The sequence below is a fragment of the Kitasatospora sp. NPDC023118 genome (genome assembly GCF_055560875.1).
In genome coordinates, this window is the sequence record NZ_JBVHHW010000020.1 from 1 (window position 1) to 22,092 (window position 22,092).

The window sequence follows — 22,092 nt, forward strand, 5'->3', positions numbered from 1 at the left end:
GGGGGGGTGGGGGCGGGTTGGGGGGGGGCTGGGCGGGGGGGGTGGGTGGGGGGCTTACAACCCCCGCGGGGGGGGGGGGGGGGGCGCCCCCCCCCCCGCCCCCGCTTCTGCGGCGGTCGGATCAGACGGCGGGCCGGGCCTCCGGCAGCGACGGGATGTCGGCGACGCTGTCCAGTACGTGGGTCTGCGGGTGCCCCTCGAAGTCTCCGCGGGTGAGCTCCCCGGTCAGGACGCCGATCACCACACCGGCCCCGGCGTTGGCGCCGGCCTCGACGTCCACGACGGTGTCGCCGGCCGCCAGCACCCGACGGGTGTCGATGACCCCGGTCTTCTCCATCGCCCGGTGGATCATGTGCGGCGCCGGACGCCCGCGCGGGACCTCGTCCGAGGTGACGACCGCGTCGAGGTTGCCGCCCTCGCCGGCGGACCAGCCGAGCGACTCCAGCAGCGGGTACGCGACGTCGTCGCTGAAGCCGGTGGTCAGGGCCACCTTGATGCCGCGTCGGCGCAGCTCGGCCAGGGCCTCCTCGACACCGGGGATGGCCTGCGGGGGAGTGGTCCGGTAGGCCTCGCGCAGGAACTCGCGGAAGGCCGCGTAGCCGTCCTCGACGAGTTCCGGGGTCGGGGTGCCGCCGCCGAGGCGGACCAGGGCGGCGATGGCCTCGCGCTTGTCGGTGCCCATCCAGGTCTGGAGGTCGGCTTCGGTGACCGGCACCCCGGTGCGCTCGACGGCGGTGCGCAGGGCCCGGTAGACGGCACCGGCCTCGTTGATGGTGGTACCGGCCATGTCCAGGGCGGCGAGCTCGATCACGGTGTCAGTCCTCTTCGGTGCGGTAGCGGCCGATGACGGTACGGCCGTTGATGGTGTTCTCGATGGTGAAGGTGGCCATGGCGGGCAGGTAGCGGTCGTCCGCGTCCTCCAGCGGCACGCCCTGGCTCGACGTGGTGAGCCGCCGCACGCGCAGCAGCGGGGCGCCGACGGCGACGTTCAGGAGCTCGGCGTCGTCCGGTTCGGCGGCGATGGCGTCGATGGTGTGCCGGGCGTGGTGCAGGTCGACCTCGCGGCGCAGCAGCTCCTCGTAGACGGAACCGCTGTCCGGGTCGAAGTCGAACAGGATCCGGCCGACCTCGTGGACGAAGGTGGAGCGCTCCAGCATGGCCGGAACGCCGTCCAGCAGCCGTAGCCGGACCAGTTCGACGACCGGTTCGCCCTCGGTGAGGCCGAGCCGCGCCGCCGCCTCCGGGGTCGCCCGGCGACGGGCCACCTCGACGGTCGTCTGCCCGGGCTCGCGGCCGATGCTGCGGGCCCACTGGGTGAAGGACAGGAAGGTGCCGAACGGCTGGGAGGGGGCCGAGCGGCGGGCGACCGGCGGTTTCCCACGCCCGCCGACCAGGCTGCCCTCACGGCGCAGCATGGCCAGGGCCTGGCGGACCGGGCCGCGGGAGGTGCCGAACTCGGCGCAGAGCTGCGACTCGCTGGGCACCGGCTGGCCCTCGGCCCACTCGCCGGACTCGATGCGGCGCTGGAACTCTGCGCCGAGCCGCTGGTGGAGAGGAAGCTCATCACTTGTCTTCACAAGCTGACTATGGCACCCGGGAGCGGAACTTCTCAAGGCGGGATCACCTGCGGATTTCCCCGAACGGCCTTTCGCCCCCGGTGTTCGTCGAGCGAATGAACAGACGGTAACTTGTACATACATCTCTTGACGTCGACGCCGAACAGCCCGGAACCTGGAGCCATGAGCAGCAGCACACCCACCACCGCCCCCGCCGAATCCCGTCCGCACACCCCCGGCGCGCCCGGCCGCAGCGACGTGGTGATCGTCGGGGCCGGCATCATCGGCCTGGCCCACGCCTTCGAGGCGCTGAGCAAGGGGCTGTCCGTCACCGTCGTCGACCGCGACCGGCAGCCCGTCGGCGCCTCGGTCCGCAACTTCGGCCACTGCTGCATCAGCGCCCAGGACGGCGAACTGCTCGCCCTCGCCCAGCGTTCCCGGCCCGGCTGGCTGCGCGCCGCCGAGGCCGCCGGCATCTGGGCCGCGGAGGCCGGCACCCTGGTGGTGGCCCGGTCGGCGACCGAGGCGGCCGTCCTGGAGGAGCTGCGCGCCGAGCGCGGCGGCGACGCCGTCGAGCTGCGCACCGCCGCGCAGACGGCCGCGCTGCTGGGCCGCGCGGACGGCGCGGCCGGCGACCTGGTGGGCGGCGCGCTGCTGCCCGCCGACCTGCGGGTGGACCCCCGCGAGGCGGCGCCCGGCCTGGCCCGCTGGGTGGCCGAGCAGCCGCAGGGCCGGATCCTGTGGGGCACCGCCGTCACCGGCGTCGAATCCGGGACGGTGCACACCACCCGTGGCCCGGTCCGCGGCGACCGGATCCTGATCTGCGTCGGCCACGACCTGGACTACCTGTTCCCCGACGTCGCCGAGGAGCACGAGGTCCAGCGCTGCCGGCTCACCATGGCACGGGCCGAGGCCCCGGCCGGTTTCCGCACCGACTCCGCGGTGCTGACGGCCACCTCGATGCTCCGCTACGACGCCTTCACCTCCCGCCCCTCGGCCGCCCGGCTGCGGGAGGAGGTGCTCGGGCACAGCGCGGAGCTGCTGGAGATCGGCGCCAACGTGATGTTCACCGGACTCCCGGACGGCACCGTGCTGGTCGGCGACTCGCACCACTACGACGCCACCACTCCGCCGTTCATCGACGAGCACACCTACGAGCTGCTGATCGGGGCCGTCGCCGAGGTCCTGGGCGTCGAGCGCCTGCGGATCCTCGAACGCTGGCAGGGCGTCTACGCCAGCAGCCCCCGCGGCCCGCTACTGGTGCGCGACCTGGCGCCGGGGGTCCGGGCGATCTCGGTCACCTCGGGCATCGGCATGACGCTGTCCTTCGGCCTCGCGGCCGCCACCTTCGACGGCACGCTCGCCCCGACCGCCTGACCTGCCGGGCCCGCCTGAGCCTCCTGATCCCCTGATCCTCTTGCCCGGGGCCGCCCGGTGGCCGGTGGCCACCGGGCGGCCCCGTTCGGGTTGCGCCCCGTCCTGAAGGTTGCGCCCCGTCCTGAAGGGGGAGCCAAGGCAGGCCTGACGGCGCGCCACATACCGCGGCTCAGCGCTGGATCTTCCCCATGGCCGCCGTGAACGATCACGGCATGCAGGGGAGGTCAGTACGGCATATTCACATCAGGCTGGGCACTTGACTATACAAGCGGCCAGCGGTAGCGGCTGAACCTTGCGGTGCCCCGGGGGGCCGGGCCGTGACGCCACCTCCAACGGCGGCGCCCGGTCCGCAATCGTCACCTTCCGTGCTGGAATCGACTCCCTGCGTGAGAGGATCTCGGGGTCAGCGCGACCCGAACGCAAAGGACGAAGAGATGGCAGAGCGCCAGAACGGCACCGTGAAGTGGTTCAACGACGAGAAGGGCTACGGCTTCATCACCCCGGAGTCGGGCCCTGACCTGTTCGTGCACTTCCGTGCGATCGAGGGGGGCGGCTTCAAGTCGCTGGTCGAGGGTCAGAAGGTCACCTTCGAGGCCGTCCAGGGCCAGAAGGGGATGCAGGCCGACAAGGTCCAGATCGTGGAGTAGCTGTGGGACTGCCCGGGCTGAGGCGACCGGTACGGTCGGCGGTGGGGCTTCAGCCCGGCCGACTCGGGCCCCGGCTCGACGGACCTGCCCCGGTCTGGCCGGGGCAGGCGTCGCGGGTGAGGCCGTGCACCGGGATCCAGGGCGTCGGGGAGTGCCAAACGCCGTCGGCCCGGTTGCCAGGCGGGCCCGAAGTGGTCCTCGGGGAGCGCCAGCCAGCGGTGGTCGCAGCTGCGGGGACGGCCGACCGGGCCGCGGACCTTGATCTTCTTCAGGACGGGGATGAAGCGGGGGGCTGTCGGCGGCCTGCCCCTCGACCAGGCTGAGGTCGATCTGCCCCCGAGCCGCCGCCTCGGGGATCATCGCGTCCATCAGCGTCTGGAAGGTTCCGGCGGCGACCCACGCCTGGAACCGGCTGCAGACAGTCGACCAGGACCCGTGCCGCTCGGGGATGTCGCGCCACGGGCTCCCCGTCCTGAACCGCCACTTCCGGTTGATCAACGTCACGGACGGTCTGGCCCTGGGCAGTGGTGGCAACGTCGCCGACGGCTCGAACCTCAAGCAGTGGACACCGGTCGACAGCCCCAACCTCCAGTGGCAAGCCGTCGATCTCGGCGACGGCTACTACAGGCTGGTCAACCGCACCAACGGTATGGTCGAGGACGCGCGATGGAGGCCGCAGGCAGGAGTACTACCAGCGCAAAATCATCACTGTCCGTCGTGTCCGAATCAGACGTGCGAGCATGGCCGGATGACTGCGAGTTCCCACGCGCTACATGAGCTGCACCGGGTGACGACACCGGTTCTGGAGATCGCCTACCACCGGACCGGCGAGCGCCGCCGGAAGTCCGACGCTCCGGTGATCCTGCTGCACGGTTTCCCCTATGACGTGCGGGCCTACGACGAGGTGGCGCGGCTGCTCGCGGAGGCCGGCCGGGAGGTGCTGACGCCGTACCTTCGCGGCTATGGGCCGACCAGGTTCCTGGCCGACTACACCCCGCGCAGCGGCCAGCAGGCCGCGCTCGCGCAGGACCTGGTGGAGTTCATGGACGCGCTGGGGATCCGGCGCGCCGTGGTCGCCGGCTACGACTGGGGCGGGCGCGCGGCCTGCGCGGCGGCGGCGCTGTGGCCGGAGCGGATCCACGGCCTGGTCACGGCGGGCGGCTACACCGTCCAGGACATCGCCCGCGCGATGGAGCCCGCCGCACCGGAGGCGGAGCGCAACCTTTGGTATCAGTACTACTTTCATTCCGAGCGGGGTCGCCAGGGTCTGGAGCAGAACCGCGAGGAGCTGTGCGAGCTGCTCTGGCGGCTCTGGTCTCCGACCTGGCCGCACGCCCAGGAGGCCTTCGCCGCCTCGGCCGCCAGTCTGCATAATCCGGACTTCGTGGACGTCGCGATCCACTCCTACCGCCACCGCTACGGCCTGGTCGAAGGTGACCCGCGCTACCAGGAGCTGGAGGAGGCACTGGCCGGCCAGCCGTCCATCGCGGCCCCCGCGGTGGTGCTGGCCGGCGAGGAGAATGGCGTGATCCCCGCCGCCGACCAGACCAGCACCGAGCGCTTCACCGGCCCGTGCGAGGTGCGGACCCTGCCCGGCGTGGGTCACAACGTCCCGCAGGAGGCCCCGGAGGCCTTTGCCGAGGCGATCCTGGGACTGCCCGATTGAGCCTGCCCGATTGGGGCTGCCCGGCCGAGACCGGTGGTGAGCGTGTGCCCGGTGCCGCTATCCTCCGACACATGATCAACTCGTATGAGGGCCTTGATGATTCCGGTGTCGCGATTGCGGCGGCCCAGGCCGGTGCGGGTGTGGTGCGCGGCATGTACGGTCGGCGGCTCGCCCGGATCGACAAGGGCGCGGGGGACTTCGCCACCGCTGCGGACGTCGAGGCCGAGCAGGCGATCCTCGGGGTCATCCGAGCCGCTCGGCCCGACGACTCCGTGCTGGGCGAGGAGGGCGGACAGCAGGGGGCGGCGCAGTCCGCGCGCCAGTGGCTGGTGGATCCCCTGTGCGGCACGCTCAACTACGCCGTCGGCGGCATGCTGGTGGCCGTCAACGTGGCGCTGCGCGGCGGTGCGGCGGCGGTCGCCGACCCGTTCAGCGGCGAGGTGTTCTTCACCGACGGCGAGACCGCCTGGGTGCGGAGCGAGGGCGCCGACGCCCGGCTGGAGCCCACGGCCGCGACCCGGCTCGTGGACGTCAACCTGGACCCGCCCTTCCCCCACGCGGAGACGTTCCGGGCGGTGGACCTGCTGGCCCACCCCGGCTTCGTCGCGGGGTTCCGACCGCGGGTCGTATCCACGACGCTCGCGCTGGCCTGGGTCGCGGCGGGGAAGCGCGCCGCGTACGTGACCGACGGCGGAGACCTGTCCGGGAGCGTGCACTTCGCCGCCGGGATCGCCCTGTGCCGGGCGGCCGGCTGCGTGGTCACCGGGATCGACGGCGCCCCGCTCGGCGAGGCGGGCCGCGGGCTCGTCGTGGCGGCCGACGGCGAGGCCCACGAACAGCTGATGTCGATGGTCCGCGGCTGAGCGCCCGCCCCCGACCGCGGAAGGCGCCCCACTACCTGGTGGGTGGGAATCGGCCGCCCGCCACCAGGACGGTGGCGGCGGCCCGGCCCACCATGGAGAGCGCGTCCCGTTGCGGGAGCCGCAGGCCGGTGCAGCCCGAAGAAGGAGCGAACCGATGGCCCGTTCCGCAGCGCCCGACCCACCGCCACGACGCGTCGCCGTCGTCGGAGCCGGCATGATCGGCCTGTCCACCGCCTGGTTCCTGCAGGAGTTCGGGGTCGAGGTCACCGTGTACGAGCGCGGGCAGGTGGCCGCGGGCGCGTCCTGGGGCAACGCGGGGTGGCTGACCCCGGGCCTGGCGACGCCGCTGCCCGAACCCGCCGTGCTCAAGTACGGCCTGCGCGCGGTGTTCAGTCCGTCCTCGCCGGTCTACGTGCCGCCGAGCGCGGACCTTCGGCTGCTCAGGTTCCTGGCGGGATTCGTCCGGCACAGCACGGCCGGCCGCTGGCGGCGTGCGATGGACTCGCTGCTGCCGATCAACCGCCGGGCCCTGGCAGGCTTCGACGCCCTGGCCGCCGGCGGCGTCGAGGCGAGGACGGTCGAGGCCGGGGCTTTCCTGGCCGCCTGCCGCGGCGTCGGGGAGCGCCGGGTGCTGACCGAGGAGATCGGGCACATCCACGGGGCCGGCCAGAAGCTGGAGTACGACCTGCTGAGCGGTGACGAGGCGCGCGCCCTGGTGCCCGCGTTGTCCGGCGAGGTCGGCGCGGCCGTCCGGCTGCGCGGCCAGCGCTTCCTCGACCCCGGGCGGTTCGTGTTCGCCCTGGCCGACTCGGTGCGCGGGCGCGGCGGCGACATCCGCACGGGTACGGCCGTCGCCGACGTCCGCGACCGCTCCCGTGGCGTCGACGTGTTCGCTGCCGGGAGCGCCCGCGAGCCGTACGACGCGGTGGTGCTGGCCGGCGGCGCGTGGCTGGGTGACCTCGGCCGCAGGTTCGGCGTCCGCGCCGTCGTACAGGCCGGCCGAGGCTACAGCTTCAGCGTGCCGGTTGAGCACCTGCCCGCCGACCCGCTGTACTTCCCGGCCCAGCGGGTGGCCTGCACGCCGCTGGGCGAGCGGCTGCGGGTCGCCGGGACGATGGAGTTCCGCAGCCCGGGGGCGCCGCTGGACCGCCGCCGCATCAGGGCCGTCGTCGAGGCCGCGCGGCCGATGCTGCGCGGCGCCGATCTGGAGGCGCGCCAGGACGAGTGGGTCGGGTCGCGACCCTGCACCCCGGACGGTCTGCCGCTGATCGGCGCCACCCGCTCACCACGGGTCTTCGCCGCCGGCGGACACGGCATGTGGGGCATGACCCTCGGCCCGGCCACCGGGCAGCTGCTCGCCGAGGCGATCGTGACCGGGCACCGCCCGGCCGAGTTGGGGCCCTTCGATCCGCTGCGCTGACCGAAGGGCCCCGGAGCCCGGCCGCCGGTCAGAAGGCGGAGTTGGCGAACCAGAGCGCCAGCAGTTCGTCGTCCCCGGACAGCTCGACGCGCTCGGCGGTGTGGTCGAGGCGCCGGTACAGCAGGAGCAGCAGGTCGGCGGCGGTGGCCCGGACGGTGGCGTCGGCGGTCGCGTCCGCGCCGTCCGGGTCGAGGCCGAAGCCGTCGGGGCGCAGGCGCACCAGCCAGTCGCCGTCGCCGTCGGTGCGGGTGAAGCGGATGGTCCGGTCGTCGCCGCGCAGTTCGGCGGTGCCGGGGGCGAAGAAGGCGGCGAAGGGCAGGTTGGTGAGGAACTCGGCCACACCGTCGGCCGCGAGGGCCGGCTCGATGTCGGGGGAGAGGCCGAGCGCGAGTTCGGCGTCGACGCGGTGGACGAGGGTCTCGAACAGCATCCGGCGCACCCAGAACCGGGCGTGCTGGTCGGCGCCCCAGGCCCACATCGGCGCGGCGAGGTCGGTCTGGGTGAAGGTCGAGGCGGCCTGCTCGGCGGCCTCGGCCAGCCAGGCCGGGTACTCCTCGGGCCGATCGGGCAGTCGCAGGTCGACGTCGCGGCTGCGCGGCGGCTCCTGGATCCGCTGCCGCAGCAGGACGGTGAACCAGCGCTGCACGCTGCCGGTGTGACGGATGAGGTCGGCGAGGGTCCAGTCCGGGCAGCTCGGCACCGGGAGGGCGGGGTCGGCCTGCCGCACGGCGGCGACGAAGCGGGTGGTCTCGGTGGCGACGGCGGCGCCGTGGTCGAGCGGGGTCATAACGTGGTCTCCCGGGGGTACGTGCGGGTCTCGCGGCGCTTCGGCACGGTCTGCGCGCTCGATGTTTCATGGGGTGAAGCAATTGTCGAGGACGCACGCTAGGCCTGAAAGGTTGAGCTTGTCAAGCATCTCCGGGGCGCCCCCGGCGGTTCCACCCGGCCGGGCCGGATGCCCCGGACTTTCCCGCGCTCCGGGCGTTTCGGACGCTGCACAGTGGACAGCCGCGCTTCAGGGGGGCGGTCCGCTGGAGGAGGGAGAGCATCGTGGCCCCGAGGAGACCGCTCACACGGTGGACCGGGGACCTGGACCTCGCGCCCGAGGCGCCGCCCGGCAGGTTCACGGTGGAGGTCTCGCCCTGGGCCGAGGGGACCGTCCTCGCCCTGTACGGCGAACTCGACCTCGACTCGGTCGCCGGGCTGCACGAGGTCCTCGGCACCGCGCTGGCCGTGCCGGCCACCGTCGTGGTGGTCGACTGCGCTGGCCTGGAGTTCTGCGACTCCACCGGGCTCAACGTCCTGCTGCGCGCCCAGGCCCGGGCGGCGGCCGACGGCAGCCGGATCGAACTGGCCCGCCCGCGGGCGCTGGTGCTGCGGATGCTCGAACTCACCGGCGCCACCGATGCCTTCCAGATCCGGGACGCCCCGCCCGGTTGAACGCGGCGCGGTTGAACGCGGGCGCGATCGGTCGTGGCCCGATTGAGCGCCCGCGCCGCGGCAGCGCGCAGCGCTTTCGCACGCCCCGGCGTGCGGTGGCAGAGTGGGAGCAGGGCGGCGTACCACCGCCCCTGGCGTCGGCGCGCGCCCCGCGCGCACGCCGTCCGTGACGGATCCGGGCGGTGGGACAGGATGGACGAGAATCCGGTACCCGGCGCGCCGGCCGAGGGTGATCCCGTACCCGGCGCGCCAGTGGCCGACCCGGCCGACCCGGCCGAGCAGGCCCTGCGGCAGCTGCTCGCCGGGCTCACGGCCGTGCGCGACGGGGACTTCCGGACCCGGCTCACCCCCGACCAGCCGGGGGTGCTCGGGGAGATCGCCGAGGTCTTCAACGGGATGGCCGACCAGCTGGCCCGGGTGACCGACGAGGTGACCAGGGTGGCCCGCGAGGTCGGCACCGAGGGGCGGCTCGGCGGCCAGGCGACCCTCGCGGGCGCCGCCGGGACGTGGCGCGACCTGACCGACTCGGTGAACTCCATGGCGGGCAACCTGACCAGCCAGGTGCGCAACATCGCCCAGGTCGCCACCGCCGTCGCCGAGGGCGACCTCACCCAGAAGATCCGGGTGGACGCGCGCGGGGAGATCCTGGAGCTGAAGGAGACCATCAACACGATGGTCGACCAGCTGTCCGCCTTCGCCGACGAGGTCACCCGGGTGGCCCGGGAGGTCGGCACGGCCGGGAACCTGGGCGGGCAGGCCACCGTCCGGGGCGTCTCCGGCACCTGGAAGGACCTCACGGACAACGTCAACGTGATGGCCTCCAACCTCACCGGCCAGGTCCGCTCGATGTCCGAGGTGGCGACGGCCGTCGCCCGGGGCGACCTCTCCCGGAAGATCACCGTGGAGGCGAAGGGCGAGGTGGCGGCCCTCGCCGACGCGATCAACACCATGGTGGACACCCTGTCGGCCTTCGCCGACGAGGTGACCCGGGTGGCCCGGGAGGTCGGCACCGAGGGCATCCTGGGCGGCCAGGCCCGGGTGCCGAACGTCGCCGGGACGTGGAAGGACCTCACCGATCACGTCAACTCCATGGCGGGCAACCTGACCAGCCAGGTGCGCAATATCGCCCAGGTGACCACGGCGGTCGCCGAGGGCGACCTCACCCGCAAGATCGACGTGGACGCGCGCGGGGAGATCCTGGAACTGAAGACGACCATCAACACCATGGTGGACCAGCTGGGTTCCTTCGCGGCCGAGGTCACCCGGGTCGCGCTGGAGGTCGGCAGCGAGGGGCGCCTCGGCGGCCAGGCCCGGGTCGAGGGCGTGTCCGGCACCTGGAAGCGCCTCACCGAGAACGTCAACGAGCTGGCCGGCAACCTCACCCGGCAGGTCCGGGCGATCGCCGAGGTCACCAGCGCGGTCGCGGCCGGCGACCTGACCCGCTCGATCAGCGTGGACGCCTCCGGCGAGGTCGCCGACCTCAAGGACAACATCAACGCCATGGTCGAGTCGCTGCGCGAGACCACCCTGGCCAACCAGGAACAGGACTGGCTGAAGACCAACCTGGCCCGGTTCTCCGCCGCGATCCAGGCCCGGCGGGACATCCAGTCCGTCGCCGAGATGATCACCGACGAGCTCACCCCGCTGGTCGGGGCCCAGTACGGCGCGTTCTTCCTCGCCGAGGAGGGCGAGAGCGGCCCCGAGCTGGCCCTGATCAGCGCCTACGGCCGCCCAGCCGGGCAGGAGCTCCGGGTACGGCTGGGGGAGTCCCTGGTCGGCCAGGCCGCCCGCAGCCGGCGGATCATCGCCGTCGACGACCTGCCGCCCGGCTACGCCGTCATCGGCTCCGGCGCCGGAGCCGTCGAGACCCGCTCGCTCGTCGTCCTGCCCATCATGCTGGAGGAATGGCTGCTCGGCGTCATGGAGTTCGCCTCCGTCCACCCGTTCACCCAGGTCCACCGCGACTTCCTGGAACGCTTCGCCGAGGCCTGCGGCGTCAACATCGGCACCCTGCTCGCCAACGCCCGCACCGACGAACTGCTCGCCGAATCCCGTCGGCTCACCGCCGAATTCCAGGCACAGTCCGAGGAGTTGCAGGCCGGACAGGAAGAACTGCGGCGCTCCAACGCGGAGTTGGAGGACAAGGCCGCCCTGCTCGCCCAGCGCAACCGGGACATCGAGGCCAAGAACCTGGAGATCGAGCAGGCCCGCCAGGAACTGGAAGAGCGCGCCCGGCAGTTGAGTCTCGCCTCGATGTACAAGTCCGAGTTCCTGGCCAACATGAGCCACGAACTGCGCACCCCGCTCAACAGCCTGCTCGTCCTCGCCCAACTGCTCGCCCAGAACTCCGGCGGCAACCTCACCCCCAAACAGGTCGAGTACGCAGGCGTCATCCACTCGGCCGGCACCGACCTACTCCAGCTCATCAACGACATCCTCGACCTCTCCAAGGTCGAGGCCGGGAAGATGGAGACGGCCCCCGAGCCCTTCCCCGTACGGGAGTTGCTGGAGTACGTCGAATCCGCCTTCCGGCCGCTGGCCGACCAGAAGGGCCTGGCCTTCGAGACGGTCGTCGACCGGAGCGTCCCGGAGCGGATCGTCACCGACCAGGCGCGGCTGCGCCAGGTGCTGCGCAACCTGCTGTCCAACGCGGTCAAGTTCACCGACACCGGGCGGGTCGAACTGCGGATCGAGCGCGTCGAGGCCCCGAACCTGCCGCCCGAACTCGGCCGGGCGGAAGCGGCGGTGGCCTTCCACGTCGAGGACACCGGCATCGGCATCGACCCCGACCAACTGGATGCCGTCTTCGGCGCCTTCCAACAGGCCGACGGCTCCACCGCGCGGCGCTTCGGCGGCACCGGCCTCGGTCTGTCGATCAGCCGGGAGCTCGCCCGGCTGCTCGGCGGCACCCTCACCGTCCGCTCCACCGCCGGGCAGGGCAGCCGTTTCACCCTCCACCTGCCGCTCGCCGGGCCCGAACGGCCGGACGGCGCGGCCGAGACCGAGCCCGCTGTGCTGGTCGTCGAGCCCGACGCACCGGCCCTGCTCACCCTGCTCACCCGGGCTGCCGTGGCCGCCCCGGGCAGCCTCCTCCCGGCCGCGCGGGTGACCAGTGCCGGGGACGCCGCGCAACTGCGCGCCGCGCTGGGCGAGGGCCCGTACCGCTGCGCCGTGCTCGATCTGGTGGGCTCCGCCGAGCTCGCACCCGTACTGCTGGACGCCCTGGCGGACGGCACGCCGGTCCTCGGGTACCGGTCCGGCCACACGCCCGGTTCGATCGCCGGGGTGGAGACCACCCGCGGTCTGGACGACCTGAGCGAACGCGTCGTCCACCTGCTGGGCGGCCGCCGCACCCACCCCGACCCGGCCGCCGGGCAGACGGACGCGGCGCTCGCCGGACGGACCGCGCTGATCGTCGACGACGACGTCCGCAACGTCTTCGCGCTCGCCGCGGCCCTGGAGCAGTACGGCCTGACCGTCCTGCACGCCGCCGACGGCGACGCCGGACTCGGCCTGCTGCGGGCCCACCCGGAGACCGACCTCGTCCTGATGGACGTGATGATGCCCGGCCTGGACGGCTACGCCGCGATCGCCGCCATCCGCGCCGACGAGCGGTTCGCCCGCCTGCCGGTCATCGCCGTCACCGCCAAGGCCATGCCCGGGGACCACGACAAGAGCCTCGCCGCCGGAGCCGACGACCACATCACCAAGCCGGTCGACACCGCCCACCTGCTCGACCGGATCCGGTACTGGCTGGACACCTCATGACCGACCGGCTGGACCCCTCATGACCGGCGCGGACGAGCCGTCGGACGGCACCGCCCGGGCCCTCGCGGCGACCGTCCGCCGACTCCAGCGGGACGCCGAGCGGATGCGGGCGGAGGCCCGGACGCGCTCCACCGTCGACCTTGCCACCGGCATCCTCGCCGAACGCCTGGGGGTGCTCCCCGCCGAGGCCGCCGCCCGCCTCGGCCGACTCGCCCGGGACGCGGGCGTACCGGTGGTGGCCCTGGCCGCCGACCTCGTTGCCCTCCCCGACGACACCGTCCAGCCGCTCGCCGGGGCCCCGTACTCCGGGCCCGCCGTGACACCCGCCCTGGCCGCCCTTCCCGACCTGCAGCAGGCCGTCGACGCCGTCCTGGAGCAGACGGGGGAGGTGCTCGGCGTCCGGTCCGTGGCCGTGTGGCAACGGCTGCCCGGGGGCGCCCTGGCCCTGGCCGCGCACGCCGGCCTGCCCGCGGACGACGCGGCCGCGTGGAGCAGGGTTCCGCCGGGAGTCCCGACCCCGGCCCAGCGGGTCGTCGCGGGTGGTGCGGACCTGTGGCCGGGCGACCCCGGTGCGGAGGCGCCGTCGATCGGCGCCGGATCGGCCCGGGCCGTCCTCCCGCTGCTCGACGGCGGGCGTCGGCGCGGCGCGCTGGAGGTCCTGCAAGCCGCCCCCGCCGCCCCGCTCGGTCCCTCTCAGCGCCGCCAGCTGTACGCCCTCGCAGACCTCTGCGCGACCCTGCTGGGCACCCCGCCGGCCCCGGCCGCACCCGAGGCCGCCGCCGATCTCCTGGACGGGCTGCTCACCCCCGTGCTCCTGCTGGAGCCGGTGCTGCGGGACGGGCAGGTGGTCGACTTCACGGTGGTCCGGGCGGCCGCGCGCTTCGAGGACCCGCTCGGCCGCCCCCCGGAGGCGTTGGAGGGCAGCTCGCTGCTGGAGAGCTACCCGACCGCGGCCGGTGGCGGTCTGCTCGAACGGCTGGCGCGGGTGCACCGGACCGGCGCGCCACTGCCCGCCGAACGCATGCGGCTGGTCTTCCGCGAGGGCGAACGCGCCCTGCCCGTCACCGTCCTGCTCGCCGCCGCCCCGCTGGGCGACCGGCTGCTGCTCGGGTGGCGGCTGGAGTCCGAGCGGGCGGACGAGGCCGAACAGACGGCTCTCCTCGGCCACGCCCAGCGGCTGGCCAGGGTCGCCGGTTTCGAGGAGTTCCCGCAGAGCGGCCGGATCCTGTGGAGCGCCGGCCTGTACGAGCTGTTCGGCCTGCCGCCCGGCACCCCGCCCGTGCCGCTGGCCGGGCTCGTCGGGCACGCCCACCAGGACGACGTCCCCGCCGTACGGCGCCTGGTGAGCACCGTCCGGCACGGGCACCGGGCCTCCTCCGCGGTCTTCCGGCTGGCCCGCCCGGACGGCACCCTCCGGCACACCCGGGTGATCGCGGAACCGGTCCTCGACAGCGCGGGCCGGCTCACCGCGATCCGCGGCGCCTACCACGACGTCTCCGCCCAGCACTGGACCGAGGTCGCGCTCGGCGCCACCCGGGCCCGCCTGGCCGACAGCGAGCAGGAGTCGGCCGAGCGCGCCCGGCTGGCGCTGCGGCTGCAACAGGCCATCCTGCCCGCCGCGCCGCCGCCGCTGGGCGTCACCGGCCTGCACGCGGCCGTGCGCTACCGCCCGGCCGCCCAGCGCGACCGGGTCGGCGGCGACTGGTACGACGTGCTGCCGCTTCCCGACAAACGGGTGCTGCTGGCCGTCGGCGACGTGGCCGGCCACGGCGTCGGCGCGGCCACCGGAATGGTGGCGCTGCGGCACGCCCTGCGCGGCCTCGCCGTCACCGGGGCGGGCCCGGCCCAGCTGCTGGAGTGGGCGAACACCGTGGCCCTTCGCGAGCCCGGCCAGGTCACCGCCACCGCCGTCTGCGTCCTGCTGGACCCGGTCGGCGGCGCGCTGCGCTGGGCCCGGGCCGGGCACCTGCCGCCGATCCGGCTCGGCCCGGACGGCGCCGAGGTGCTGCCGCTGCCGCACGGCGTGCTGCTCGGCGCCCTGGACGACGCCCAGTACGAGGAACGCACCGCCCGGCTGGCCCCCGAGGACGTCCTACTGCTGTACACCGACGGCCTGGTCGAGCGCCGGGACCGCCCGGTCGAGGAGTCCGTCGACCAGCTGATCCGCGACGCCGGCGCCCCCGGCCCGGACCTGGAGGGCTACCTCGACCGGCTGCTGGAACTCAGCCCCGCCGACACCGACGACGACACCTGTCTGATCGCCGTCCAGACCGGGTGACCGCCCGGCGTGTCGGACCGGGTGGCTCGGGTAGGCGCGACTCGGTGAGGGCCGACAGTGGGATGGAAGGGATCCCCGACGATGCCGTCGGCAGCCGGATCCGGCAGTTGTGCGGGCACCGGGTACAGACGGCACCGCGCTCACGGACCGCACCGCTCACGGACCGCACGGCGAACATGAAGACCGGGCGAGCGAGGGAGGCGCACGACCATGGCCGGGGCACGGTTCCCCACCACACGACCACCCCCGACCCTGCCCTGGGCACGGTGGCTGCCGCTCCCGGCGCGGGCCGGAGTCGCCGCCGAGGCGCGCACCTTCACCGCCGAGTTCCTGGCCGGGGTGCCGGACCCCTTCGTGGTCGCCGACGCCGTCCTGCTGGTCTCCGAACTCGTCGGCAACGCCCTCCGCCACGCCGGGGAACCCGGCCGCACTGTTGCTGGTCAGAGGGCCCGGACGGGTGCGGATCGAGGTCAGCGACTCCAGCCCGAGGCCCCCGCTGCCCAGGCCCCCGCACGGCCCCGACGAAGGCGGGGGCCTCGGCCTGTACCTGCTCGACCGGCTCGCCCTGCGCTGGGGCTGGCGACCGCTGGGGCCCGGAGAGACCGTCTGGTGCGAGCTGCGCCTCCCGGAGGGAAGGGGCCGGCGGTGTCCGCGGGCCCCCGGCGGGTAGATGACCACATGGCGGCCGGTGTACCGGCCGACCGCTCCCGCACCCCCGGGTGCCGCCCGCACGGGCAGGAGAAGCGCGTGACCACCCCCCCAGCAGAGTCCGCCTCGCCGACCGGGAGGCGGTCGCACCGCCCCGCCCGCTGTCCGACCTCCCGCCCCGCCCCGCCCCAGCGCCGCGGAGCTGCGGGTTGATGGGCAAGGCGGCGGCGCGCGAGCTCAGCGACGCACTCTTCCAGCGACTGGGCGGCCTGGCCCGCGAGACCCACGCCTACAGCTACGTGCGCGCCACGATCATCGAACTCGACATGCCCCTGGTCCGGTTCATCTCCCCGGCGATGGTGGGGATGCTCGCCGCCACCCTGTCCCGGCTGCGCCGGCAGCTGGAGGATCGGGAAGCACCCGGCTGGCGGGGCCCCTCGGAGGAAGAGGAACCGGCCTGACGCCGCCGAACCCCGCGGCGCCGGACCCAGGCCACCGTCGACCGGCTCCGCAAGGACGACCCCTGGCGGGACGCCTCACACCGGGACCGCTCCCTCAACCCGGCCCGCCGTCAGCCCGGCCCGCCGTCGGCTCGCCGCGCTCCGGGCCTGACCCGGCCGCGCCCCTGCCCGGCGGCCAGCCGGCGCCGGATCACCAGGAGGTCGAGCCCGCTGATCCCGACGAAGGCCGCGCACACGGCGGCGAGGACCGCGAACACGCCCCGGTTCGGTGCCGGGCCCGGCGCGGCCACCGCGGCCAGCACCGCGAACGCCACCGTCCCGCAGGCGAACAACACCAGGAAGATCCGCGACAACAGCCGCCGCAGCTCCAGATCGGTGCGGGCGGTCACCGGCTCCGTGCCCCGGCGCACCCCTTCCTGGGGCCGCAGCTGCGGCGTCGTCCGGCCGGGGCCGCTCGGGGCGTGCGGGAAGTCGTGCGCCTCGCCGGCCCGGCGCGGAGTGCCGTGCCGGATACCCGGTCTGCGTTGGACGGCCATGAGCGGCTCCCGAAGGTCGATCCGGTTCCTGTCGTCCGCGCGCCTACCCGGGTTCGGCGACGGCATGCCCGAGCCGCAGCCGCACCGTCAGCTGCGGCCCCTGCCGTTCCCGGCCCTCCTCGCGCGCCGAGCAGAGGCCGGCGATCGTGCGCAGCATCGCCTCGACGTCCGCGGGGGTGCCGAGCAGCTCCGCGGTGATCTCGCCCGGCAGCACGGTCCGGCCCTCCACTGGCGTGAAGCTGTGCACGTCGAAGGCCTGCGAGGCGCTCACCGCAGGGCCCGGCACGGGGATCGCCGAGGCGCCGTCGGGCCGCGACTCGGCCACCGTCCAGGTGCCCTCCGAGGTGAGGGTGGGCGGTACGTCCCACACGTTGCCGATCCGGGTGAGCCCGCGTCCGGTGTGGGTCGGGAAGACGGCTTCGAGCAGGTCGAGCACGGCGTCCGCGACCTCGCGCGCGCCGTCGTCGAGGCGAACCAGCACATGACCGGCGAAAAGCGGCAAGCCCATCGGTTCCTCCGCCGATCGCTCCAACCCGTTCGAAGACCAGGTACGCACGGTGCACCGGCCGCCGCATCCTCAGCCGTGCCGCGCGCCGTGGGCGGCAGAGGCCCGTCACCGCCGGAGTCGGGACAGCAGCTCCGGCAGGGACGCCACGGAGTCGAGTGACGCGCGTCGGACATGCGAAGGGCCCCCACGGTGGGACGGGTGCGGTCGGGGGCCGCTGCGCGGCTACGGGACGATGACGACCTTGCCCGCGACGGTGCGGGATTCGGCCAGCGCGAGCGCCGCGGCGGCGTCGCTCAGCGGGAACTCGGCGGCGACCTGTGCGGTGAGCACGCCGTCGGCCAGCAGCGTCAGCACCTGGGTGAGGTCCTCGCGCAGTCGGGTGCGGAAGGCGTCCGGGCGGCGGCGCTTGCCCGCCCAGAAGTTGTAGAAGTGCGCGGCCCTGCCGTTGGGCAGGATGTTCCACAGCGTCAGCCAGGCGAACAGCTTCAGCACCGGGAGCCGTGAGTTGCCCTCCTCGTCCTTCGTGGCGGCGGTGCCGTAGGACACCAGCACCCCGCGGCGGCGCAGGAGTCGCCACGACTCCTTCAGCCCGGCGCCGCCGACGTGGTCGAACACCGCGTCCACGCCGTGCGGCGCGAGCTCCCGGATCTGCCGGTACGCGTCCGGGTCGCGGTAGTCGACCGGGGTCGCGCCGAGCTCGCGCACCGTCTCGTGGTGCCGGGTCGAGGCCGTGCCGATCACCGTGATCCCGGCGTGCCGGGCCAGCTGCACGAGCGTGGACCCGACGCCGCCGTTGGCGCCGAGCACCACGATCGTCCCGCCCTCTGCCACCGCGGCGATCCGGTGCAGCATCTGCCAGGCCGTGACCCCGTTGACCAGGAGGGTCTCGGCGGCGGCCGCCGCCACGTCGTCGGGCACGGCCACCAGGTCCGCGGCGTCGAGCAGCAGGAGGCTGGCCCACGCACCGGTCTTGGTGACGGCGGCGAAGCGGCGCCCGATCAGCGCGGCGTCCACCCCCGGGCCGACGGTGACCACCGTGCCGACCACGTCGTACCCGGGCACGAAGGGGAAGGGCGGCTGGTCGTAGTACTTGCCGCGGCGCATCTGCTGCTCGGCGAAGGACACGCCGGTCGCGTCCATCCGCAGCACGACCTGGCCCGCGGCGGGGAGCGGGAGCTCGCGGGTGCGGAGCTGCAGGCCGCTCACGTCGACGGCGCCCGGCAGGACGACCTCGGTGGCGTGGGTGACGGCGGTGCCGTTCATGACGTACTCCGTTTCGGGCGGCTGCGGTTACGATCGTAAAGTTACAGCTGTAACTCTATGGCGCGCAAGAGCCTTGTACCCGTAAGTTCTCGGGTGTAAGTTCACGTCATGGACGACGAGCCGACCACGACACCGACCCGCCCCCGCAACCGTCGCGGGGAAGGCGCCAGGCTGCGCGAGGAGATCGTGACCGCAGCGGTCGAACTGCTGGACGAGACCGGCAACGAAGGTGCCATCACGCTGCGGTCCGTCGCCCGCCGCGTCGGGATCGCCGCTCCCTCGATCTACCGCCACTTCCCGGATCAGCCGGCCATCATGCTGGCCGTGGTGAAGCAGGCGTTCGAGCAACTGGAGGCGCAGCTGCGCGCCGCCGTGGACGCCGCCGGCGAGGACCCCCGGCGGCGCCTGTTCGCCCTCTGCCACGCCTACCTGGGATTCGCCCAGGACCATCCCGAGCGCTACCGCACCATGTTCGGCGGCCTCTGGATGCCCGCACTGCAGGGCACCTCCGTGACGGCCGACGACATGGAAACCCTCGGCGACGCGTGTCTGGGCCTGATCTCCGAGGCGCTGGACGACTGCGTCACCGCCGGCCGGGCCGTCAGCTCCGACGTGCCCGCGGACGCCGTCGCACTGTGGCTGGGCCTGCACGGGCTGGCGCACCAGCGGGCCGTGACGGTCGCCTTCCCGTGGCCGCCGGACATCGCGGGCCGGATCATCACCGCGCTGGCGCACCTCAAGGCCGAATGAGCGGGCCGGGTGCGATCACGTCTCCCCCCCCGCCGCCGTCCACGCCGCCGCTCAGCCCCGGGGACGACGGAAGCGCGGGCCCGATCCGCTCGGACCCGCGCTTCAGCTCAACCCGATCAGCCGTGCGTGACGCACTTGTTGGCGCTGTTGGACCACAGGCCCTGGAGGTCGAAGGTGCCGGTGCTCAGGGTGACGTAGGCGTCGAGGTTCTCGCACTCGTCGCCGATCTCGCCGCCGCCGCCGTTCCAGCCGATGCTGGGCCAGAAGTCGGTGACGGTCTCGGCGTACTCGTGGGTCTCGGTGGACTCGATGCCGGAGAGCAGGCGGCCGTCGGTGAAGGTGGTGCAAGCGCCGGCGCCGTTGTCGGGGATGTACGGCAGGTTGGTGTAGGCCAGGGTGCCGTAGGAGCTGCTGGTCTTGTCGTGCCAGGCGCAGAAGCCGGAGTTGGGGAAGCCGTCCGGGTGGGTGCCGGTGGCGGAGACGACCACGTACTGGGCGTTGAGGTTGGGCGCCTGGGTGGTGTTGCCGAAGTGGGCGGCGGCCTTGCCGGCCTCGGCGGCGATCTGGGTGGCGGTCGCGCTGGCGGGCGCGGCGGCGGAGTTGTCGAACCAGACGCCGGCCAGCGGGGAGGAGGCCGGGTGCTGGACGTGGACGCCCTTGGTGCCGCAGGTGGTGGTGCCCTTGGCGACGCCCTCGCAGTACTGGTTGAGGATGGTGCCCCAGGTGTCCTGGCTGCCGTAGAGGCCCTTGAACATGTTCTGCATGTCCGGGGCGACCCCGGCCGGGTCGGATGACCACTGCGAGCCCCAGAAGACCAGGTACACCTTCGGGGTGGGGGACACCACGCCCTGGGTGGCGCTGGAGCGCACCGACAGGGTGTTGCTGGTGGTCGCGGCCGACCGCTGGGCGGTGCCGGGGTGAAGCGGCTTGAGCCCGAAGTGGGCTGGGGCCGGGGTGGGTTGCGCCGAGGCTCCGGTGGCCATCGTGGTGGTGCCGAAAGCGGCCAGGGCCAGCGCGGTGAGGGTGTGGGCGACGGCCTTGAACGGCTTGCGCATGCGTCTGCTCCCGAGTGTGAGGGTGTGGGAGGTTTGTCCGTGCGTTGTTTGAGCGCCGACACCTCATCAGCTCGGCCGCCGCTCGGTCCAGATGCCGGACACGGCGGAGGGAAGCCTTTGCCGTGGTCATACCAAGTCCTTGTCAGGGGGCTCGGGGAGCCGGGGAGCCGGGGAGCCAAGGGCCCCGTGGGTCGGGGGTGCTCCGCCCGCCGGAGTCGGGCCTGCCCGACGGATGGCGCTATGATGCGCGGCGGCACGTTCCGGCCGATCGACGGGGGTTTCGATGAGGGGTCAGTGGCAGGAGCTGGGCACGCCCGGCGGGATCGAGGCGTATGTGCACCGCCCGGCGGGCGAGGTGCGCGGCGCGGTGGTGGTCTGCTCGGAGCTGTACGGGGTCAACGCGTACCTCCGGGGCGTCTGCGCCGAGTTGGCAGGCCGCGGCTACGTGGTGGTGGCGCCGGACTTCTACTGGCGCAGCGCCCGCCGCACCGAGCTCGGGTACAGCGCCGAGGAGCGCGCGGCGGGCCTGGTGCTGATGCGTGCCCTGGACCGCGACGAACTGGTCGCCGACGCCGCCGAGGCGCTGGCCGCGGCCCGGGGCATGGCCGACGGGCACGGGGTGGCGTTCCTCGGGACGAGCATGGGCGGGCACATCGCCGTGCGCGCGGCCACCGAGCTGCGCTTCGAGCTGGCCGCGGTGTTCTACCCGGGCTGGCTGCTCAACTCCGGCTTCCCGCTGGTCGGTCCGGTGCCACCGCTGGAGACGGCCGAGCGGATCGCCGCCAACGGCGTGTACCTGCTGGGCTTCTGCGGCGAGCTGGACCACATCCTCCCGCAGGAGGAGTGGCAGGAGGCCGAGCGGCGGCTGACCGGGGCGAAGGTCGAGCACGAGCTGGTCACGTACCCGGGCGCCCGGCACGGCTTCGCGGCCGACCGTCCGGAGGACCACGACGCCGACGCGACGGCCGACGCCTGGCGGCGGGTGCACGAGGCGCTGGCGCGTCACCTGTAGGCCGGGGACCCGCGGAGCGGAGCGGCGGTGGAACGAGCTGCTCCGCTCCATGGGCACGGGCACGGGCACGTGCGCGCGCTACGCTGCCCCGGCACTCGTTGACGGGGGACGGCGATGGACAAGCGGTGTACCGAACCCAAGCACGCCACCGTGCGTCAGGCCTGGCCCGGGGCCCGGAAGTCCGGGTAGCCCAGGATGAACAGCCGCTCCGAGGGGTTGAGGCGGTAGGGGACGGTCTTGCCGGTGTCCGTGAAGCCGAGCCTGCGGTAGAAGGCCAGCGCCCGCCGGTTGTCCTCGTGCACGCCCAGCGTCAACCAGCGGACGTCGGTGTGCTCCCGGGCGTGGCGGATGCACTCGCGCATCAGCTCGGCGGCCGGGCCGGCGGGGCCGCGGTACTCGGGGGAGACGTAGACCGAGTGGATGTGGACGTGGTCGGGGACGTCCGGGAGCGGCCCGACTCCGGCGATCCCGACCCAGTCCCCGGCCTTGTCGACGGCGACGAACGTGGCGCACTCCGCGGCGGTGGCCTCGACGGAGGCCTGCTGCTGCCAGGCATCGTCGGGAAGAGCGAGGGTGTCGTCGTAGGAGGAGCCGAAGGCCGTCGGCGAGTCGAGCAGCGCCTCCAGCTTGATCGAGCGCAGTTCCCGGTGCTCCGCAGTGGTCATCCGGCGTATCGCGTAGTACATGATCCGACTTTCGCACAGGCGGGGGCCTTGCCGTCGGGCCGGGCCTGTGGCCGCTCGCGGTGACGGGGGTGACAGTTGTCACGTGGTTCCGGCCACAAAGATCACTGACCCGGGGCCAGGCGGGTGCGAAAGACTGGACGCCTACCGAGCAGGGGGAG

The 22,092-nt window shown here is 73.8% G+C and carries 19 protein-coding genes and 2 pseudogenes; 12 read left to right on the forward strand and 9 right to left on the reverse strand.

Annotated features, from left to right (window positions below; all coding sequences use genetic code 11):
• Nucleotides 1–121: 121 nt before the first annotated feature.
• Together ACZ3UD_RS24950 and ACZ3UD_RS24955 are read right to left on the reverse strand one after the other, a co-directional pair.
• Nucleotides 122–811 carry a phosphonatase-like hydrolase gene (locus ACZ3UD_RS24950; protein ID WP_465591742.1) on the reverse strand — a complete coding sequence of 230 codons (690 nt, stop codon included), beginning with the start codon at nucleotides 809–811 and terminating at the stop codon, nucleotides 122–124.
• Between the two features lie 4 nt (nucleotides 812–815).
• Nucleotides 816–1,577, reverse strand: coding sequence for a GntR family transcriptional regulator (locus tag ACZ3UD_RS24955; RefSeq protein WP_465591745.1), 762 nt, complete (start codon nucleotides 1,575–1,577; stop codon nucleotides 816–818).
• Nucleotides 1,578–1,739: 162 nt separating this feature from the next.
• On the opposite strand from ACZ3UD_RS24955, the gene ACZ3UD_RS24960 reads away from it, so the two are divergent.
• Entirely contained in the window at nucleotides 1,740–2,933 is a 1,194-nt protein-coding gene (locus ACZ3UD_RS24960; RefSeq protein ID WP_465591747.1) for a TIGR03364 family FAD-dependent oxidoreductase, read from the forward strand.
• A 434-nt stretch (nucleotides 2,934–3,367) separates the two neighbouring features.
• Complete coding sequence (locus tag ACZ3UD_RS24965; protein WP_465591750.1) at nucleotides 3,368–3,580, forward strand: cold-shock protein; 213 nt, start codon at nucleotides 3,368–3,370, stop codon at nucleotides 3,578–3,580.
• A gap of 420 nt (nucleotides 3,581–4,000) precedes the next feature.
• On the opposite strand, the pseudogene ACZ3UD_RS24970 reads toward ACZ3UD_RS24965, so the two are convergent.
• Nucleotides 4,001–4,084, reverse strand: a pseudogene (locus tag ACZ3UD_RS24970) (hypothetical protein); the annotation flags it as partial.
• Between ACZ3UD_RS24970 and ACZ3UD_RS24975 the strand changes: the two are divergent.
• The 4 genes and pseudogenes from ACZ3UD_RS24975 to ACZ3UD_RS24990 all read left to right on the forward strand — a co-directional run.
• Nucleotides 4,059–4,280, forward strand: a pseudogene (locus ACZ3UD_RS24975) (RICIN domain-containing protein); the annotation flags it as partial. The pseudogenes ACZ3UD_RS24970 and ACZ3UD_RS24975 overlap by 26 nt on opposite strands.
• Before the next feature lie 87 nt (nucleotides 4,281–4,367).
• Entirely contained in the window at nucleotides 4,368–5,246 is an 879-nt protein-coding gene (locus tag ACZ3UD_RS24980; protein ID WP_465592055.1) for an alpha/beta fold hydrolase, read from the forward strand.
• Nucleotides 5,247–5,317: 71 nt separating this feature from the next.
• Nucleotides 5,318–6,109 (forward strand): inositol monophosphatase family protein, encoded by a 792-nt coding sequence (locus tag ACZ3UD_RS24985; protein WP_465591753.1) that lies wholly within the window; start codon nucleotides 5,318–5,320, stop codon nucleotides 6,107–6,109.
• 154 nt (nucleotides 6,110–6,263) lie between these two features.
• Nucleotides 6,264–7,529 (forward strand): NAD(P)/FAD-dependent oxidoreductase, encoded by a 1,266-nt coding sequence (locus ACZ3UD_RS24990; RefSeq protein ID WP_465591756.1) that lies wholly within the window; start codon nucleotides 6,264–6,266, stop codon nucleotides 7,527–7,529.
• Between the two features lie 28 nt (nucleotides 7,530–7,557).
• Here ACZ3UD_RS24990 and ACZ3UD_RS24995 read toward each other — a convergent pair whose 3' ends face one another.
• Nucleotides 7,558–8,316, reverse strand: a complete 759-nt coding sequence (locus ACZ3UD_RS24995; RefSeq protein ID WP_465591759.1) for a maleylpyruvate isomerase family mycothiol-dependent enzyme — start codon at nucleotides 8,314–8,316, stop codon at nucleotides 7,558–7,560.
• A gap of 263 nt (nucleotides 8,317–8,579) precedes the next feature.
• Between ACZ3UD_RS24995 and ACZ3UD_RS25000 the strand changes: the two genes are divergently transcribed.
• From ACZ3UD_RS25000 to ACZ3UD_RS25015, 4 genes are all read left to right on the forward strand, one after another.
• Nucleotides 8,580–8,969, forward strand: a complete 390-nt coding sequence (locus tag ACZ3UD_RS25000) for an STAS domain-containing protein (protein ID WP_465591762.1) — start codon at nucleotides 8,580–8,582, stop codon at nucleotides 8,967–8,969.
• A gap of 192 nt (nucleotides 8,970–9,161) precedes the next feature.
• A complete protein-coding gene (locus tag ACZ3UD_RS25005; RefSeq protein ID WP_465591765.1) occupies nucleotides 9,162–12,737 on the forward strand; it encodes a HAMP domain-containing protein in 3,576 nt (1,191 codons plus the stop codon).
• Between the two features lie 19 nt (nucleotides 12,738–12,756).
• Nucleotides 12,757–15,015 (forward strand): SpoIIE family protein phosphatase, encoded by a 2,259-nt coding sequence (locus ACZ3UD_RS25010; RefSeq protein ID WP_465591768.1) that lies wholly within the window; start codon nucleotides 12,757–12,759, stop codon nucleotides 15,013–15,015.
• 860 nt (nucleotides 15,016–15,875) lie between these two features.
• On the forward strand, nucleotides 15,876–16,124 hold the full coding sequence (locus tag ACZ3UD_RS25015; protein ID WP_465591771.1) for a hypothetical protein: 249 nt from the start codon (nucleotides 15,876–15,878) through the stop codon (nucleotides 16,122–16,124).
• 110 nt (nucleotides 16,125–16,234) lie between these two features.
• On the opposite strand, the gene ACZ3UD_RS25020 is transcribed toward ACZ3UD_RS25015, so the two are convergent.
• The 3 genes from ACZ3UD_RS25020 to ACZ3UD_RS25030 all read right to left on the reverse strand — a co-directional run bounded on the left by ACZ3UD_RS25020 (nucleotide 16,235) and on the right by ACZ3UD_RS25030 (nucleotide 18,431).
• Nucleotides 16,235–16,660: a DUF6343 family protein gene (locus ACZ3UD_RS25020; protein WP_465591775.1), complete on the reverse strand. Its 426-nt coding sequence runs from the start codon at nucleotides 16,658–16,660 to the stop codon at nucleotides 16,235–16,237.
• A 43-nt stretch (nucleotides 16,661–16,703) separates the two neighbouring features.
• A complete protein-coding gene (locus ACZ3UD_RS25025) occupies nucleotides 16,704–17,168 on the reverse strand; it encodes a hypothetical protein (RefSeq protein ID WP_465591777.1) in 465 nt (154 codons plus the stop codon).
• A gap of 222 nt (nucleotides 17,169–17,390) precedes the next feature.
• Nucleotides 17,391–18,431 carry a zinc-binding dehydrogenase gene (locus ACZ3UD_RS25030; RefSeq protein WP_465591780.1) on the reverse strand — a complete coding sequence of 347 codons (1,041 nt, stop codon included), beginning with the start codon at nucleotides 18,429–18,431 and terminating at the stop codon, nucleotides 17,391–17,393.
• Between the two features lie 108 nt (nucleotides 18,432–18,539).
• On the opposite strand from ACZ3UD_RS25030, the gene ACZ3UD_RS25035 reads away from it, so the two are divergent.
• A complete protein-coding gene (locus tag ACZ3UD_RS25035; RefSeq protein WP_465591783.1) occupies nucleotides 18,540–19,181 on the forward strand; it encodes a TetR/AcrR family transcriptional regulator in 642 nt (213 codons plus the stop codon).
• A 116-nt stretch (nucleotides 19,182–19,297) separates the two neighbouring features.
• Here ACZ3UD_RS25035 and ACZ3UD_RS25040 read toward each other — a convergent pair whose 3' ends face one another.
• Complete coding sequence (locus ACZ3UD_RS25040) at nucleotides 19,298–20,236, reverse strand: hypothetical protein (RefSeq protein WP_465591786.1); 939 nt, start codon at nucleotides 20,234–20,236, stop codon at nucleotides 19,298–19,300.
• 283 nt (nucleotides 20,237–20,519) lie between these two features.
• Between ACZ3UD_RS25040 and ACZ3UD_RS25045 the strand changes: the two genes are divergently transcribed.
• Nucleotides 20,520–21,248, forward strand: coding sequence for a dienelactone hydrolase family protein (locus ACZ3UD_RS25045; protein ID WP_465591789.1), 729 nt, complete (start codon nucleotides 20,520–20,522; stop codon nucleotides 21,246–21,248).
• A 155-nt stretch (nucleotides 21,249–21,403) separates the two neighbouring features.
• On the opposite strand, the gene ACZ3UD_RS25050 is transcribed toward ACZ3UD_RS25045, so the two are convergent.
• On the reverse strand, nucleotides 21,404–21,934 hold the full coding sequence (locus ACZ3UD_RS25050) for a GNAT family N-acetyltransferase (protein ID WP_465591792.1): 531 nt from the start codon (nucleotides 21,932–21,934) through the stop codon (nucleotides 21,404–21,406).
• Nucleotides 21,935–22,092 lie beyond the last annotated feature (158 nt).

What these genes read in the sequence shown, in the direction of transcription:
- ACZ3UD_RS25005 (WP_465591765.1), top strand. Translation starts at nt 9,162, where the DNA reads ATGGACGAGAATCCGGTACCCGGCGCGCCGGCCGAGGGTGATCCCGTA.
- ACZ3UD_RS24965 (WP_465591750.1), top strand. Translation starts at nt 3,368, where the DNA reads ATGGCAGAGCGCCAGAACGGCACCGTGAAGTGGTTCAACGACGAGAAG.
- ACZ3UD_RS25050 (WP_465591792.1), bottom strand. Translation starts at nt 21,934, where the DNA reads ATGTACTACGCGATACGCCGGATGACCACTGCGGAGCACCGGGAACTG.
- ACZ3UD_RS24985 (WP_465591753.1), top strand. Translation starts at nt 5,318, where the DNA reads ATGATCAACTCGTATGAGGGCCTTGATGATTCCGGTGTCGCGATTGCG.
- ACZ3UD_RS25030 (WP_465591780.1), bottom strand. Translation starts at nt 18,431, where the DNA reads ATGAACGGCACCGCCGTCACCCACGCCACCGAGGTCGTCCTGCCGGGC.
- ACZ3UD_RS25045 (WP_465591789.1), top strand. Translation starts at nt 20,520, where the DNA reads ATGAGGGGTCAGTGGCAGGAGCTGGGCACGCCCGGCGGGATCGAGGCG.
- ACZ3UD_RS24990 (WP_465591756.1), top strand. Translation starts at nt 6,264, where the DNA reads ATGGCCCGTTCCGCAGCGCCCGACCCACCGCCACGACGCGTCGCCGTC.
- ACZ3UD_RS25010 (WP_465591768.1), top strand. Translation starts at nt 12,757, where the DNA reads ATGACCGGCGCGGACGAGCCGTCGGACGGCACCGCCCGGGCCCTCGCG.
- ACZ3UD_RS24995 (WP_465591759.1), bottom strand. Translation starts at nt 8,316, where the DNA reads ATGACCCCGCTCGACCACGGCGCCGCCGTCGCCACCGAGACCACCCGC.
- ACZ3UD_RS25035 (WP_465591783.1), top strand. Translation starts at nt 18,540, where the DNA reads ATGGACGACGAGCCGACCACGACACCGACCCGCCCCCGCAACCGTCGC.
- ACZ3UD_RS25025 (WP_465591777.1), bottom strand. Translation starts at nt 17,168, where the DNA reads ATGGGCTTGCCGCTTTTCGCCGGTCATGTGCTGGTTCGCCTCGACGAC.
- ACZ3UD_RS25020 (WP_465591775.1), bottom strand. Translation starts at nt 16,660, where the DNA reads ATGGCCGTCCAACGCAGACCGGGTATCCGGCACGGCACTCCGCGCCGG.
- ACZ3UD_RS25040 (WP_465591786.1), bottom strand. Translation starts at nt 20,236, where the DNA reads ATGCGCAAGCCGTTCAAGGCCGTCGCCCACACCCTCACCGCGCTGGCC.
- ACZ3UD_RS24960 (WP_465591747.1), top strand. Translation starts at nt 1,740, where the DNA reads ATGAGCAGCAGCACACCCACCACCGCCCCCGCCGAATCCCGTCCGCAC.
- ACZ3UD_RS25015 (WP_465591771.1), top strand. Translation starts at nt 15,876, where the DNA reads ATGGGCAAGGCGGCGGCGCGCGAGCTCAGCGACGCACTCTTCCAGCGA.